This is a genomic window from Bacillus cereus group sp. Bc031 (genome assembly GCF_027716265.1).
GTDB classification, from domain to species: domain Bacteria; phylum Bacillota; class Bacilli; order Bacillales; family Bacillaceae_G; genus Bacillus_A; species Bacillus_A paranthracis.
The window spans coordinates 1-13,900 of record NZ_JAQFUL010000002.1; the positions used below are offsets into that span (position 1 = coordinate 1).

Genomic DNA, 13,900 nt, shown 5'->3' on the forward strand with positions numbered 1-13,900 from the left:
TTCGTCATTTTGAAATTTCTCCGATTCTCATTTTTCTCTCATTATACAAGAAAGACCCTATAGAATAGACTTTTTTTTAAGTGTCTATTCTATAGGGTACATTTTAATTCCGGAAGGTTTCTTTTTATTTTGTAACGAATACTTTTTGATTGACAGGCGTTACAGCTTCTTCGCCATTTAATACAGCTAAAATATTTCTTACCGCCGTTTCGGCCATCGCATCACGCGTTTCGAATGTTGCATTTCCTACGTGAGGAGCAAGTACCACATTCTTTAATCCTTTTAGCTCTTCAGTAATTTTCGGCTCAAATTCAAACACGTCAAGAGCTGCCCCTTCAATTTCATTTGTTTTTAAAGCATGAGCAAGTGCCGCTTCATGCATAATTGGTCCGCGTGAAGCATTTATAATATACGCTGTTTTCTTCATCATTTTGAACTGTTCTTCATCAATCATATGGTGCAATTTCGGATTATACGCACAGTTAATTGTAATAAAGTCTGCTGTTTGTAATAATTCTTCCAATGTTACATATGTTGCTTCCAGTTCACTTTCAGCTTCAGGCTTTCGATTTGGTCCTGTATATAAAACATTCATTCCAAACGCTTTCGCACGCTTTGCAACTGCCTTTCCGATTTCTCCAAGGCCGATAATTCCAATTGTCTTACCATGTACTTCGCGGCCTAAGAAAAATAACGGTGCCCATCCGTTAAATCCAGTTGTACGACATAGCGTATCACCTTCAGGAATTCTACGTGCCGCTGCTAAAAGAAGTGCAAATGTTAGTTCTGCAGTAGCTTCCGTTGATACTTTCGGTGTATTCGTTACCGCAATCCCTTTTTTTTCGGCATATGAGTAATCAATATTATCGTAACCAGCACCGTAGTTTGCAACAATCTTCAAATTAGGTGCCGCATCAATCACTTCTTTTGTCACCTTTGTAGAAAGTAGGCTTAACAATGCATCTTTGTCTTTTACACGCTCTGTTAATTCATCTAAAGAAATTAACTCCTCTTTATCGTACATTTCTACATCATGATCCTTTAATAGTTCTAATCCGATTGCTGGAATTTTCCCTGCTACTAATATTTTTGCCACTACTAACACCTCTTCTATAGAAAATAAGATCTCTCTTATCTTTCATTGTAAGAAATCCACATATAAAAACCAAGGAATTTGATTATAGTTTTGAAAATCGACACTTTTCCACAAAAAAAGAGGAGATGCAAGTCTCCCCCTCTTCTTATGCTTTTTCTTGCGATTGTTTTCCAAGCTTCACATCGATCGTTCCTTCTGCAACTGTATCACTAATTTGTTCCTCAATAACGGATTGAGATGTAGCATTCGTTTCAGAAGTATACGCTTGTTGCTGTGCACCTTGTACATTTTGTTTATTTTGCTGTTTCGACATTTCTTACCCTCCTTTTTATTCTTTCTTATTTTGAACAAAAAGATGGGTTTTCATCAAAAAATCGTGATCATTTTGAAATTGTTACTTCTTCTAGTAATCTCATCGTTCTAACTCGTTTCGTAAATGTAGCTAAGTGAGCAATATCATGATTACGTAACGTCTTTATATTCTCTTCCACATATTTTCCTAAATCATTCGGATAATGAGCATCTGAAGAGAGTGTAATCGGAACTTCGTGTTTAGCTAATACTTGTAAATATAGCGGACTCGGACACATTTCGCGCACAGGATAGCGATAGTACAATCCCGCATTTATTTCCGTTGCTGTATTTGTTTCTACTAATGCACGCGCAATTTTCTTATAATAAGAAAGTTGTTCATTCTCATCTAATCGATAATTAAATACTTTTATGTTGTCAAGATGAGCAATAATATCAAATAACTCAGAACGAACTGCGCACTCAACCGTTTTGAAAAACGTATCATATAAAACATATAAGTCATGTTCCTTAAAATATTCTTTCGTATCTGGATTATCAAATCCCCAGCCATTTAAAAAATGAACAGAACCAATTACATAATCAAAATCTCCTAATGCGAGTAAAGATTGTAATTGTTGTTCACCACCAATAAAATAATCTGCTTCAATTCCAAGTTTAAGCGTAACACCTCTTTTACTCCACCGTTCTTTCGCCTCTTCAATTGCCTTTGTAAAATCATGTAGTGAAGCTACCCTTACTTGGTCTAACCATTCCTTTTGTAAACGTCCAAGCCCCGAATCACTAATATCAACATATGTTTCATAGTATTCTTTCGCTTCATAAAAACGATATAAATGATCGACAATACCAACTTCTTTTATCCCTTTTCGCAAAGCTTCTTCTAAATATAAATCAATCCATTTCATTGTAAATGGCCCTTCATTCACACGTCTTTGCAGGCGTTCTTGTGTTTTCACAAGCCATTCCATAGAATGTTTTTCTTCTTTTAGCGGTTCATAATGTTGTAATGATTCATTTATTTTAGCTAGCCATCCTATTGAATATGGCCCTTCTTCTAAATGAATGTGATAATCCACCTTCATACATATTCCCCCTATAATGTATCTATTTCTCTTCTGTCCCCTACTCTCGAAAGCTTCCCATTTCTTTCTGTCACTTCCTCCATAATATCTTCTAATGATATATTTTTTTCGGCTAATAAAACGAAGCAGTGATACATTACATCAACCATTTCTTTCACTAGCTCTTCGTTATCATTATTTTTGGATGCAATAATTACTTCCGTACATTCCTCACCAATTTTCTTTAAAATTTTATCTTCTCCTTTTGAAAACAAGTAATTTGTATATGATTCAGAAAGTGGATTTCTCTTTCGTTCTTTAATTGTTTCGAATAGTAATGTAAAGGCGTTTTTCATATGTATCCCCCTATATAATTTTGTAATGAAAACATGTTTTTTCTCCCGTATGACATGCAGGCCCTACTTGCTTTACGACAACAACGATTGAATCTTGATCACAATCTAAATAAAGAGATTGCACATGTTGGACATTACCTGATGTTTCTCCTTTATTCCATAACGACCTTCTTGAACGAGAATAAAACCATGTTCTTTTCGTTTCTATTGTTTTTTCATATGCCTCTTCATTCATATAAGCTAGCATTAAAACTTCTTTTGTATCTTCTTCAATTACAACTGCTGGTAATAGTCCTTTTGAAAAGTTAGGTTTCATAGCCGCACCTCAACATTTGCATTTCTTAACTTTCTCTTTACGTCCCCTATTGTCGCCTCACCGTAATGAAAGATTGATGCCGCTAATGCTGCATCAACTGTTGTCTTTTGAAACACTTCTATAATGTGATCAGCATGACCGCATCCACCTGACGCGATGACAGGTACGGAAACACTTTTTGAAATTTCTTCTGTTAAACGAAGGTCATATCCGTTTTTCGTTCCGTCTGCATCCATACTCGTTAATAAAATTTCGCCTGCGCCTAGCTCTGTAACGCGCTTTGCCCACCCGATTGCATCCATTCCCGTATCAACTCTTCCGCCGTTCACATATACATTCCACTTATCCTCCGCTACTTTTCTAGCATCAATTGCGACAACAATACATTGTGAACCAAAGTGCTGTGCCCCTTCTTCGATTAATTTTGGATTTCGCACTGCTGCTGAGTTAATTGAAACTTTATCTGCTCCAGCTCTTAGTAAATTGTACATATCTTTCACACTTGAAATTCCTCCGCCAACTGTAAGAGGAATAAATACTTTTGAAGCCGTTTTTTCTACAACATCTATAATCGTTTTTCGTCCTTCATGCGTTGCCGTAATATCTAAAAATACTATTTCATCTGCTCCCGCATCATTATATAAAGCTGCTATTTCAACAGGATCCCCGACATCTTGTAGTCCTATAAAATTTACACCCTTTACGACTCGCCCTTCTTTCACATCTAGACATGGAATAATGCGTTTCGCTAACATAACTTTGTTACCTCTAGCACTTCTTCTAAATCAATCGTTTTCTCGTAAAGAGCCTTACCAATTATGACACCGTATACGTTCATATCATTTAACTTTTTCACATCTTGTATAGATGCAATTCCTCCAGAAGCAATCAGTCGAGTAGAAACGCTTTTTTGTAGTAACTCCAATTGTTCTATATTCGGTCCTGCAAGTGTCCCGTCTTTCGAAATGTCTGTAAACACAATCGTTTGAACACCTATCTTCTCCATTTGTTTTGCTAAATCAATGTAAGAAATTTCAGACACATCAAGCCAGCCTCTCGTTGCTACAAAACCATTTTTCGCATCAATTCCGACGATGATTTTTTCTTTATATAGACGAACTGTCTCTTCTAAAAATGGCTTATCATAAAGAGCGGCTGTTCCTAAAATCACTTTATCTACTCCTACTGAAAATAATTTCTCTACGGATACAAGTGATCGAATTCCTCCGCCAACTTGCACTGGAATACGTACTGCCTTGCAAATTCTTTCAATGACGGACAAGTTTAACGACTCACCAGCAACTGCACCATCTAAATCAACAATGTGCAACCGTTTCGCTCCAAATGTTTCAAATATAATCGCTTGCGCAACTGGGTCTTCATTCATTACTGTTTCTTTACTAAATTCTCCTTGATACAGTCTAACGCATCTCCCTTCTTTTAAATCGATAGCTGGGAAGATTTCCATGTTTCTACCACTCCTTTAAAATTTTTCAACATTTGCATGCCAATGTCACCACTTTTTTCAGGATGAAACTGCGCACCGTATATATTTCCTTTTGCTACAAAACCAGGTACTTTCACTCCATATTCACTTATTCCATATACAATTTCATTTGGACAATCTGCGTAATAAGAGTGGACATAATATACGAAAGAACCGTCCTCTACTCCATTCCAAAGCGCTATTTCTCCTTCTTTCTTTAACTCATTCCATCCCATATGAGGAATTTTATAAGGAACCTTTAACTTTCGAATAACGCCTGGCAATAAACTTAACCCGTTACAGTCTTGTAGTTCCTCACTTTTTTCAAATAAAAGCTGCATTCCTAGGCAAATACCTAGAAGTGGTTTTCTGGAACGCCCAATTTCTTGTAACACACGTACTAAATCTTTTTCTTCCAATACATCCATTGCTTTTGGAAATGCACCTACTCCTGGTAAAATCACTCCATCACTTCTAAAAATCTCTTCTTTATCACTCGTTACGATATACGCTGCTCCAATATGCTTTAATGCTTGTTCTACACTACGAATGTTTCCCATTCCATAATCTATAATGGCAATCAATTACAACATCCCTTTCGTTGAATTTACACCAGTAATATTGGCATTTCTTTCGACTGCTTCTCTAAGCGCTCTACCAAACGCTTTAAATAACGCTTCAATTTTGTGATGTGTATTGCTTCCGTATAAAATACGAGCATGTAATGTAATATTGGCAGCATGAGCAACTGCTCTAAAAAATTCTTCCGTTAGTTCTGTATCAAAATCCCCAAGCTTCGGATTCGTTAATTCTCCTTGAAATACAATATATGAGCGTCCACTTATATCAATTGCAACAAAGCCTAAAGACTCATCCATCGGTACATATGCTGAGCCGTACCTGTTAATCCCCTCTTTACTGTGCAATGCTTCTTTCAAACAATTTCCGAGTACAATCCCAACATCCTCAACTGTATGATGTGCATCAACGAATACATCCCCTTCTGCCTCCACTTGCAAACCGAATCTTCCATGCCTTGCAAATAAAGTTAGCATATGATCAAAAAAACCAACTCCCGTTCGTACAGAAACGTTCTTCCCATCATCAAGCTGTAAACTTAATTTTATTTTTGTCTCTGTCGTCTCACGTATTTGACTAGACCCACGCATTATTCTTCCTCCTCAAATCTTATTTGAATTGCTCTCGCATGCGCATGTAACCCTTCTTTATTGGCAAGCTCTACAATATGATGTTTTACATCTCTTAATGCTTCCTCTGTATAAGACAGAAAGCTTGATTTTTTCACAAAATCATCGACTGATAACGGTGAGAAAAACCTTGCCGTTCCACTTGTCGGTAACACGTGATTCGGTCCTGCTAAATAATCCCCGAGCGGTTCTGGTGCATATGGTCCAAGAAAGATAGATCCTGCATGTTTCACATAAGCTAGAGCATTCATCGGTTCTTTTATATGTAACTCTAAATGTTCCGGGGCAATTTCATTCGATAACTTTAGCGCCTCCTCTAAAGAAGGAACGATAAAAATGGCCCCATTTCTCTTTATTGATTCACGTGCAATTTCGCTTCTTGGTAATGTTTCTAACTGCCTTTCTATCTCTTTTTCTACTTTTTTTGCTAACTCTATATTTGTTGTAATACAAATTGCTGTCGCTCTCTCGTCATGTTCTGTTTGTGATAATAAATCAGCAGCAATATATTTTGCATTGCCGGTTTCATCTGCAATAACTACAATTTCTGACGGTCCAGCAATCATATCGATATTTACTATTCCATATACTTCTCGTTTCGCTAGAGCGACGTACAAATTTCCTGGTCCAACTATTTTATCCACTTTCGGAATCGATTCCGTCCCGTATGCTAAAGCAGCAATTGCTTGCGCACCACCTATCGTATAAATTTCATCTACTCCTGCAAGACTTGCAGCAACTAAAATATGTGGATCAATTCCTCCTTCTCTTGGCGGTGTTGCCATTACAATCTTTTTCACACCAGCGAGTTTTGCTGGCAATACATTCATTAATACTGACGAAGGATACGAAGCAGTTCCGCCTGGCACATATACGCCTACATTCTCTAATGGCCGAATGATTTGTCCTCTCATGATGCCTTTACTCGCGCAATCGAACATCGATTGTCTTTTTTGCTTTTCATGGTACGAAATAATGTTTTTCTTCGCCTCTTGTAACGCTTCTAAAAATGAATTCTCTACAAACATACTCGCTCGTTTTATTTCTTCTTCACTTACACGAAACTCTTTCATCTTTACACCATCAAACTTTTTTGTATAAAAAGATAAGGCCTCATTCCTACTCTCCCTTACATTTTGAACGATTTCACTTACATTTCTTTGAACAGTTTCTTCTATTATATTAGCGTTTTCTCGTAGCAATTTTATTTTCGATAACGCCTTTTGAAAATCTTCAAAAACGATTTCCATTACAAGTCCCCCTATTTTCCTGACAAAATTTCTTGCTCCATCATATTTATAATACTGAATATTTCGTCTTTTTTAGTTTTTAATGCAGCCTTATTTACAATCATTCGAGCAGATATAGAATACATTTCCTCAAATACAATGAGTCCATTTTCTTGTAATGTTTTTCCTGTTTCAACAATATCAACAATCGCATCTGCCAATCCAAGAATAGGAGCAATTTCTACAGAACCTTCTATTTTAATAATTTCTACATCCTCTCCTTTATCATGAAAATAGTTAGAAGTAATATGTGGATATTTCGTCGCAATGCATTTCTTCCGGTAGCTCTTCGGATTATAAGTAGGAATAGAAGCGACACAAAACTTACACACGCCTACTCCTAAATCTAACATTTCATAAATATCTTTCTCGTTTTCCATTAAAATATCTTTTCCAACGACTCCGATATCCGCTACTCCATGTTCTACATAAGTAGCAACATCTACTGCTTTCACTAAAATAAATGAGATATCCGTATTTTTACTTTGAAAGACAAGTTTTCTTCCTTTATTTTTGAGCTCTGAACAATCAATTCCAATCTGCTCAAAGAGCGGAATCACATGTTTTTCTAATCTCCCTTTCGTTAACGCAATTTGAATGTTACGCATGAAGTTTCTCCTTCTTTCTGGACGACCCATTTCTCTTTCCATACATATTCCACTAATGATTCGTTCTTTGCCTCAACGACCGTTACAATTTGATTTTTTCTAGCAAATTGAAAAGTATCATTTAAATTAGAGAATAAAGATAGCGCTACTTTTTTCCCGTCCTTTTGAAGTAAATTTCGTAATCGTTCCGCTTCTGCTAATCTATTTAACTCGTAATGAATCATAATATCTATTCTCTTTCGTTCATATGGCTCTTGCTGCTCTTGCAGCGCCTTTACAATTTGATTAACTTGCACCGCGAGTCCAACAGCCGGTAACATTTCTCCAAAATTTCCAATTAACTCATCATATCTTCCGCCACTAACAATTTCTTCCCCAATTTCATATATATACCCTTTGAAAATAACACCTGTATAATAGTCCAAATGTTGAATCATACTTAAATCAATGGATATATACGATCCATAGCCTAGTTTTTCAATTGCTTCATATATTTCTTTCACTCTTGTAATAGCCATTTTCATTTCATTACTTGAGGCGAGTTTTTCTGCTTCCTCAATCACTTCTAAATTCCCAAATAACCTCGGTAATTTCTCCAGTAACTTTACTGTTTCATCACATCGATCTAATTTCTTATCTCTAATAAAATTGGATAAAGCGGCATAATTTTTACTTTCAATATATGTTCTAAGAACTTTCTCTTCTTCCTCATGAATGGAGAGCTTTTTGACAATACATTTATATAACTGTACTTGCCCAATCTCTATTGTAAAAGATTGCACCTTCAACTTTTGAAGTGATTGAATGACGCTTATAACACATTCAATTTCAGCTCTTACATTATCAATACCGATAATTTCAATACCACTTTGCACGATCTCATTATATTTTCCAGTAAGGGACTCATTCGCTCGAAATACATTTCCGCTATACGTCACTTTAAGTGGTGTATCACACCTCTGCGTTCCGATCACTCTCGCTAAAGGAATTGTCATATCTGGACGCAATACGATAATCCTCCCCTTTTCATCAAAAAATTTATACATCTTTTCTTCATCTATCGGCCTGCTTTGAAAGGCGAACACATCATAAAATTCAATTGTTGGTGTCCTTATTTCTTCATAACCTCTCTCTAAAAAAGTACGCCTTAATTTTTGCTCCACTTCTTCAATTAACGTACATTCTTCGAATAAATAATCTCTCGTTCCATTTGGATTTGCCCGTTTCCATTTTGTCATCGAAATTCTCACACCTTTCCCTTTCTAATGTATGCTTATTTCATGCACCTAAACCGAAAATAAAAAGAGCCTTGTAGATAAAATATACCTACAAGGCTCTTTAGTAGCGTGTAGGTACAACGGGAATAACCCTTGCACCTACACGTTTTCACGCTAGGTTCAAGGGCTTTATGTATGATGATGTAGTTGTGTAAGCATTTTAATAGATTGCATTGTTTTCATAATACTTACTCCCTTTCTCCTCTAATTTTTACATAGTATATAATACTTAATTCTGAATGTAAATACATTTTAAATATTCCGTTATCTTTTAATATACAGCTATCCTTCTTTCATACTCTTTTATTTCTTGTTCATATTGCATTGTAATACTAATTTCATCTAAACCATTTAATAATTTCTCTTTCCACATTTTCTCGATTGTAAAATGAAACCTGTGCGTACTTGTTGTAATTACTTCATTCTCTAAATCTACTTCTATTGGTTCTCTTGCATCCGTTTGGGCAAGCTTTTCTCGCATTTCTTTATCCATTACAATTGGTAACATACCATTCTTCATACAATTCATATAAAAAATATCTGCAAACCCTCCCGCGATAATTACGCGGAAACCATAATCAGCAAGTGCCCACGGCGCGTGTTCTCTTGAAGAACCACATCCAAAATTATCACCTGTAATTAATATACTTGCTCCTTTTCTATCTGGTGCATTTAGTGGGAAATTAGGGTTTTCGTGTCGTTCATTATCATATCGCCACTCATCAAATAAAAACTTTCCAAACCCAGTTCTTTCAATTCTCTTTAAATATTGCTTCGGAATAATTTGATCCGTATCAATGTTATTATTCATAAGTACTGCGGCAGTACCTTTATGAATACGAAATGGCTCCATCATAACTCTCCTTTCTTGTATCAACAAAATGACCATATAACGCAGCTGCTGCCGCCATTGCTGGGCTAACTAAATGCGTTCGTGCTCCTTTTCCTTGTCTTCCTTCAAAATTACGATTTGAAGTTGAAGCGCAATGCTCTCCTTCAGGTACTTGATCTGGATTCATTCCAAGACACATGGAACATCCAGGTTCTCTCCATTCAAATCCTGCTTCTTCAAATATGTGATGTAGTCCTTTTTGCATCGCCGCGTCCCTTACTCTTTTCGATCCAGGTACAACGAGTGCTCGCACACCTTCTTTTACCTTTCTCCCTTTCACAACAGCTGCAGCAATTTCTAAATCAGAGAGCCTGGAATTTGTACAAGATCCAATGAAAACATGCTGAACTGGAATATCATACGTACTTTGTCCAGGGCTTAATCCCATATAAGAAAATGCTCTTTCGTCATTTACATCATGTTTTTCTGGCAATTTCTCATCAATACGAACTCCCATACTCGGATTTGTTCCCCACGTAACGTATGGCGCTAAATCTGTAACATCTATCGAAATATGTAAATCATAAATTGCATCTGCATCTGTATAAAGTTCAAACCATTTCTTCTCGAAAGTTTCATAGTCTCTCGGTGCATATTTACGTCCTTTTACATAAGCAACTGTTTTTTCATCCGGCGCGATAATACACGCTTTTGCTCCTCCTTCAATCGCCATATTACAAAGCGTCATTCTCTCTTCCATCTCCATAGCCTGAATCGTCTCTCCGTAAAATTCCATTACGTATCCAGTTCCAACTGCTACACCGTACTTTGAAAGGAGATGCAAAATAATATCTTTTGCGTAAACGCCTTTCTGTAATTTTCCTTTTAACTCAATTCCCATCGCTTTCGGTTTTCTTTGCCATAACGTTTGCGTTGCCAATACATGTTCCACTTCACTCGTACCAATACCAAATGCTAGCGCGCCAAACGCACCGTGCGTTGCTGTATGACTATCACCACAAACAATTGTTTTTCCTGGCTGCGTGAGCCCAAGTTCTGGTCCGATAACATGAACGATCCCTTGCTCTTCATCTCCGATATCTGCTAACGGCACCTGAAATTGTTTACAATTTTCCCGAAGTGTATCTAATTGCTGCTTCGCAATGCGATCGGTAATATTCCAAACATCTTTCGTTGGAATATTATGATCCATCGTTGCGAATGTTAAATCTGGTCTGCGTACCGTTCGATTTGTAAGCCGCAAGCCTTCAAAGGCTTGCGGTGACGTTACTTCATGAACAAGGTGCAGATCGATATATAATAAATCTAATCCATTTTCATTTGTCGCAACTACGTGTCTTTCCCAAAGTTTATCTAGCAACCTTTTCCCCATTATCTTCCTCTCCCTACTAGCGCTTGCTCTTCCATTTCTTGCATTACTGCCTTCGTAAATGAAGTTGTCGTTTCAGTCCCCCCGATATCTGCTGTACATTTTCCTAATTTAAGGACTGCTGAAATCGCTTCTTCAATTGCACACCCTTCTCTCGTTAATCCGAACGATTGTCCAAGCATCATGGCAACAGAGCGCATCATCGCAATTGGATTCGCCTTATTTTTCCCGGCAATATCCGGTGCCGATCCGTGAATAGGCTCGTATAATGAAGGACCCTTTTCCGCGTGACTTGCTGACGGAAGCATTCCTAATGATCCAGCTAATACGGAAGCTTCGTCACTTAAAATATCCCCAAATAAATTTTCTGTTACAATTACATCAAACCGTCCTGGATTCCGAATTAACTCCATAGCAGCTGCATCTACTAAAATATGTTCTAGTTCAACATCTGGATAACGAAGTGCTACTTCTTCTGTTACAGTTCTCCATAGTTTACTAGATTCTAAAACATTCGCCTTATCAATAGATGTTACTTTTTTCTTCCGTTTACTCGCTAATTGAAAAGCATAAGAAACGATACGTTCAATTTCATGGCGATGATACGTAAGTGTATCCGTTGCTACTTCGTCGGTTCGTTCTTTCGGATAAGAAAAATAAATCCCACCTGTTAATTCACGAACCACAACGAAATCAATTTCATCAGCCTTTTTTAATGGCGATAAATGTGCCGTTGCACTTTCTACCGTTACAGGGCGAACGTTCGCAAATACACCGAGCCCTTTTCTTAAAGCTAATAATCCTTTCTCTGGTCTTTCTTTCGCACTATCCCACCTTGGTCCACCAACTGCTCCTAGTAAAACCGCATCACTTGCTAAACAAGCGGCAAGCGTTCGTTGTGGTAATGGTTGCCCATTTAAATCGATAGCACTCCCGCCGAAGTACTCATCTTGCAAATGAAAATGATGACCGTATAACCTTTCTACCATATGCAATACTTCCTTCGCACTTTCCATAACTTCCGGTCCAACCCCATCACCAGCTAAACAAACGATACGTTTTTCCAATTTCAACACTCCTTTTAACTGAATTTTCAGAACTTTAATTCAATAGGTGAGAATAGCCCCTCTCACCTATCAAACACTTATTTCACCAGCTGGATAAAAGATTTCAATTTCCCCACTGCGTGGACATATGCTCTCGCCGACGCTTCCAATACGTCTTGCGCAACACCAAAACCTGATACTTGATGTGTTCCTTCTTTTAATTCAACATGAACATGAGCCAGTGCATCTTGACCTTGTGTAATAGATTGTATGCGATAATCCGCCAATTCACATTCTAATCCTAAAATTCTTTGGATTGCATTATAAATTGCTTCAATACTACCAGAGCCAGTAGCTGCATCTTCGAATACATTTCCTTCCTCATCTTTTAGTACAACTGTCGCACATTGTGTACTATTTGATACGAAATGTACTTGCAGTTGCGTAATATTAAATTGCTGAGCCGCAAATGCTGCTTCACCAAGCATAAGTGCTCGTAAATCTTCCTCCGTAATTTCCTTCTTACGATCAGCTAATTTTTTAAACGCTTCAAACACTGCATCTCGTTCTTCCGTTGTAAATTCATAGCCAAGTTCTTTCATTTTTTCTGTAAACGCGTGACGCCCAGAATGTTTTCCAAGTACAAATAGATTTTGAGATTCGCCTACTAGCGCTGGTTCAATAATTTCATATGTTGTCACTTCTTTTAATACACCATCTTGATGAATGCCTGATTCATGAGCGAATGCATTTGCTCCAACAATCGCTTTATTTTTCGGTACAACCATACCTGTTAATCTGCTTACTAATGTACTTGTCGCTTTAATTTCTTTTAGCGTCATAGAAGGCTCTGCTTGATAGAAATCTTTTCTAATATGAAGAGCAACTGCAACCTCTTCTAACGCCGCATTCCCTGCTCTCTCTCCAATTCCATTAATTGTTCCTTCTACTTGCAATGCTCCCCCTTCAACTGCAGCTAACGAATTTGCTACAGCCATTCCAAGGTCATCGTGACAATGACAAGAGAAAATTGCTTTTTCATATGAAGGAACGGATTCTTGTAAGTACTTAAAAAGAGAATAATATTCTTCTGGATTCGTATATCCAACTGTATCTGGAATGTTAATTACATTGGCTCCTGCACGAATCGCAACTTCTACTGCCTCAGCTAAAAAATCTCTTGCTGTTCTTGTCGCATCTTCTGCAGAAAATTGTACTGTTGGAAATAATGATTTTCCAAGTGTAACAGAACGATGAATACTATCTAACACATCCTCTTTTGACATACAAAGTTTATATTTCATATGAATATCACTCGTAGCTAAAAATACGTGTAAACGAGGAGATACCGCACCTTTCACAGCTTCATATGCTCTTCGAATATCGCTTTCTTTCGCTCTAGCTAAACTCATAACTGTAGCATTTTGAATTGTATTCGCGATACGTTTTACCGATTGAAAATCCCCTTCGGAAGCTGCTGCAAAGCCAGCTTCCATAACATGAATCCCTAGTCTTTCTAATTGCCTTGCAATTTGCAATTTCTCTTGTTCATTTAAATTCACTCCTGGTGATTGTTCGCCATCACGTAGCGTCGTATCCATGAACAAAATCTGCTTCATA

At 37.3% G+C, this 13,900-nt stretch carries 16 protein-coding genes; all 16 read right to left on the reverse strand.

The window, feature by feature from the left end; all coding sequences use genetic code 11:
- Positions 1 to 124: 124 nt before the first annotated feature.
- Positions 125 to 1,096, reverse strand: a complete 972-nt coding sequence (locus PDQ33_RS00965) for an NAD(P)-dependent oxidoreductase (RefSeq protein ID WP_001062823.1) — start codon at positions 1,094 to 1,096, stop codon at positions 125 to 127.
- A gap of 145 nt (positions 1,097 to 1,241) precedes the next feature.
- Positions 1,242 to 1,409, reverse strand: a complete 168-nt coding sequence (locus PDQ33_RS00970; protein ID WP_000043572.1) for a YozQ family protein — start codon at positions 1,407 to 1,409, stop codon at positions 1,242 to 1,244.
- A gap of 67 nt (positions 1,410 to 1,476) precedes the next feature.
- Positions 1,477 to 2,493: a histidinol phosphate phosphatase domain-containing protein gene (locus PDQ33_RS00975; RefSeq protein ID WP_061185661.1), complete on the reverse strand. Its 1,017-nt coding sequence runs from the start codon at positions 2,491 to 2,493 to the stop codon at positions 1,477 to 1,479.
- An 11-nt stretch (positions 2,494 to 2,504) separates the two neighbouring features.
- Positions 2,505 to 2,828, reverse strand: coding sequence for a phosphoribosyl-ATP diphosphatase (hisE, locus tag PDQ33_RS00980; RefSeq protein ID WP_000786132.1), 324 nt, complete (start codon positions 2,826 to 2,828; stop codon positions 2,505 to 2,507).
- A gap of 10 nt (positions 2,829 to 2,838) precedes the next feature.
- Positions 2,839 to 3,144, reverse strand: a complete 306-nt coding sequence (gene hisI, locus PDQ33_RS00985; protein WP_000803969.1) for a phosphoribosyl-AMP cyclohydrolase — start codon at positions 3,142 to 3,144, stop codon at positions 2,839 to 2,841.
- Positions 3,141 to 3,899 carry an imidazoleglycerol phosphate synthase cyclase subunit gene (gene hisF, locus PDQ33_RS00990; RefSeq protein WP_061535657.1) on the reverse strand — a complete coding sequence of 253 codons (759 nt, stop codon included), beginning with the start codon at positions 3,897 to 3,899 and terminating at the stop codon, positions 3,141 to 3,143. Before hisF ends, hisI begins: the two co-directional genes overlap by 4 nt.
- A complete protein-coding gene (gene hisA / locus PDQ33_RS00995) occupies positions 3,893 to 4,612 on the reverse strand; it encodes a 1-(5-phosphoribosyl)-5-[(5-phosphoribosylamino)methylideneamino]imidazole-4-carboxamide isomerase (protein ID WP_061131224.1) in 720 nt (239 codons plus the stop codon). Before hisA ends, hisF begins: the two co-directional genes overlap by 7 nt.
- Positions 4,585 to 5,214 (reverse strand): imidazole glycerol phosphate synthase subunit HisH, encoded by a 630-nt coding sequence (gene hisH / locus PDQ33_RS01000; RefSeq protein WP_000560333.1) that lies wholly within the window; start codon positions 5,212 to 5,214, stop codon positions 4,585 to 4,587. Before hisH ends, hisA begins: the two co-directional genes overlap by 28 nt.
- Entirely contained in the window at positions 5,215 to 5,799 is a 585-nt protein-coding gene (gene hisB / locus PDQ33_RS01005; RefSeq protein ID WP_270754565.1) for an imidazoleglycerol-phosphate dehydratase HisB, read from the reverse strand.
- On the reverse strand, positions 5,799 to 7,088 hold the full coding sequence (gene hisD, locus PDQ33_RS01010) for a histidinol dehydrogenase (RefSeq protein WP_270754563.1): 1,290 nt from the start codon (positions 7,086 to 7,088) through the stop codon (positions 5,799 to 5,801). Before hisD ends, hisB begins: the two co-directional genes overlap by 1 nt.
- Before the next feature lie 11 nt (positions 7,089 to 7,099).
- Entirely contained in the window at positions 7,100 to 7,735 is a 636-nt protein-coding gene (gene hisG / locus PDQ33_RS01015) for an ATP phosphoribosyltransferase (RefSeq protein WP_001244470.1), read from the reverse strand.
- Entirely contained in the window at positions 7,711 to 8,973 is a 1,263-nt protein-coding gene (gene hisZ / locus PDQ33_RS01020; protein WP_270754561.1) for an ATP phosphoribosyltransferase regulatory subunit, read from the reverse strand. Before hisZ ends, hisG begins: the two co-directional genes overlap by 25 nt.
- Before the next feature lie 310 nt (positions 8,974 to 9,283).
- Entirely contained in the window at positions 9,284 to 9,865 is a 582-nt protein-coding gene (gene leuD, locus PDQ33_RS01025) for a 3-isopropylmalate dehydratase small subunit (protein ID WP_000433211.1), read from the reverse strand.
- Positions 9,843 to 11,237, reverse strand: a complete 1,395-nt coding sequence (gene leuC / locus PDQ33_RS01030; protein ID WP_270754560.1) for a 3-isopropylmalate dehydratase large subunit — start codon at positions 11,235 to 11,237, stop codon at positions 9,843 to 9,845. The genes leuD and leuC overlap by 23 nt, the downstream gene beginning before the upstream one ends.
- On the reverse strand, positions 11,237 to 12,301 hold the full coding sequence (gene leuB / locus PDQ33_RS01035; RefSeq protein ID WP_000415369.1) for a 3-isopropylmalate dehydrogenase: 1,065 nt from the start codon (positions 12,299 to 12,301) through the stop codon (positions 11,237 to 11,239). The genes leuC and leuB overlap by 1 nt, the downstream gene beginning before the upstream one ends.
- Positions 12,302 to 12,378: 77 nt before the next feature.
- Positions 12,379 to 13,899: a 2-isopropylmalate synthase gene (leuA, locus tag PDQ33_RS01040; RefSeq protein ID WP_270754559.1), complete on the reverse strand. Its 1,521-nt coding sequence runs from the start codon at positions 13,897 to 13,899 to the stop codon at positions 12,379 to 12,381.
- Position 13,900 lies beyond the last annotated feature (1 nt).

Coding starts and splice junctions, on each gene's coding strand:
- PDQ33_RS00970 (WP_000043572.1), bottom strand. CDS start 1,409: ATGTCGAAACAGCAAAATAAACAAAATGTACAAGGTGCACAGCAACAA.
- PDQ33_RS00975 (WP_061185661.1), bottom strand. CDS start 2,493: ATGAAGGTGGATTATCACATTCATTTAGAAGAAGGGCCATATTCAATA.
- hisE (WP_000786132.1), bottom strand. CDS start 2,828: ATGAAAAACGCCTTTACATTACTATTCGAAACAATTAAAGAACGAAAG.
- hisI (WP_000803969.1), bottom strand. CDS start 3,144: ATGAAACCTAACTTTTCAAAAGGACTATTACCAGCAGTTGTAATTGAA.
- hisF (WP_061535657.1), bottom strand. CDS start 3,899: ATGTTAGCGAAACGCATTATTCCATGTCTAGATGTGAAAGAAGGGCGA.
- hisA (WP_061131224.1), bottom strand. CDS start 4,612: ATGGAAATCTTCCCAGCTATCGATTTAAAAGAAGGGAGATGCGTTAGA.
- hisB (WP_270754565.1), bottom strand. CDS start 5,799: ATGCGTGGGTCTAGTCAAATACGTGAGACGACAGAGACAAAAATAAAA.
- hisD (WP_270754563.1), bottom strand. CDS start 7,088: ATGGAAATCGTTTTTGAAGATTTTCAAAAGGCGTTATCGAAAATAAAA.
- hisG (WP_001244470.1), bottom strand. CDS start 7,735: ATGCGTAACATTCAAATTGCGTTAACGAAAGGGAGATTAGAAAAACAT.
- hisZ (WP_270754561.1), bottom strand. CDS start 8,973: ATGACAAAATGGAAACGGGCAAATCCAAATGGAACGAGAGATTATTTA.
- leuD (WP_000433211.1), bottom strand. CDS start 9,865: ATGGAGCCATTTCGTATTCATAAAGGTACTGCCGCAGTACTTATGAAT.
- leuC (WP_270754560.1), bottom strand. CDS start 11,237: ATGGGGAAAAGGTTGCTAGATAAACTTTGGGAAAGACACGTAGTTGCG.
- leuA (WP_270754559.1), bottom strand. CDS start 13,899: ATGAAGCAGATTTTGTTCATGGATACGACGCTACGTGATGGCGAACAA.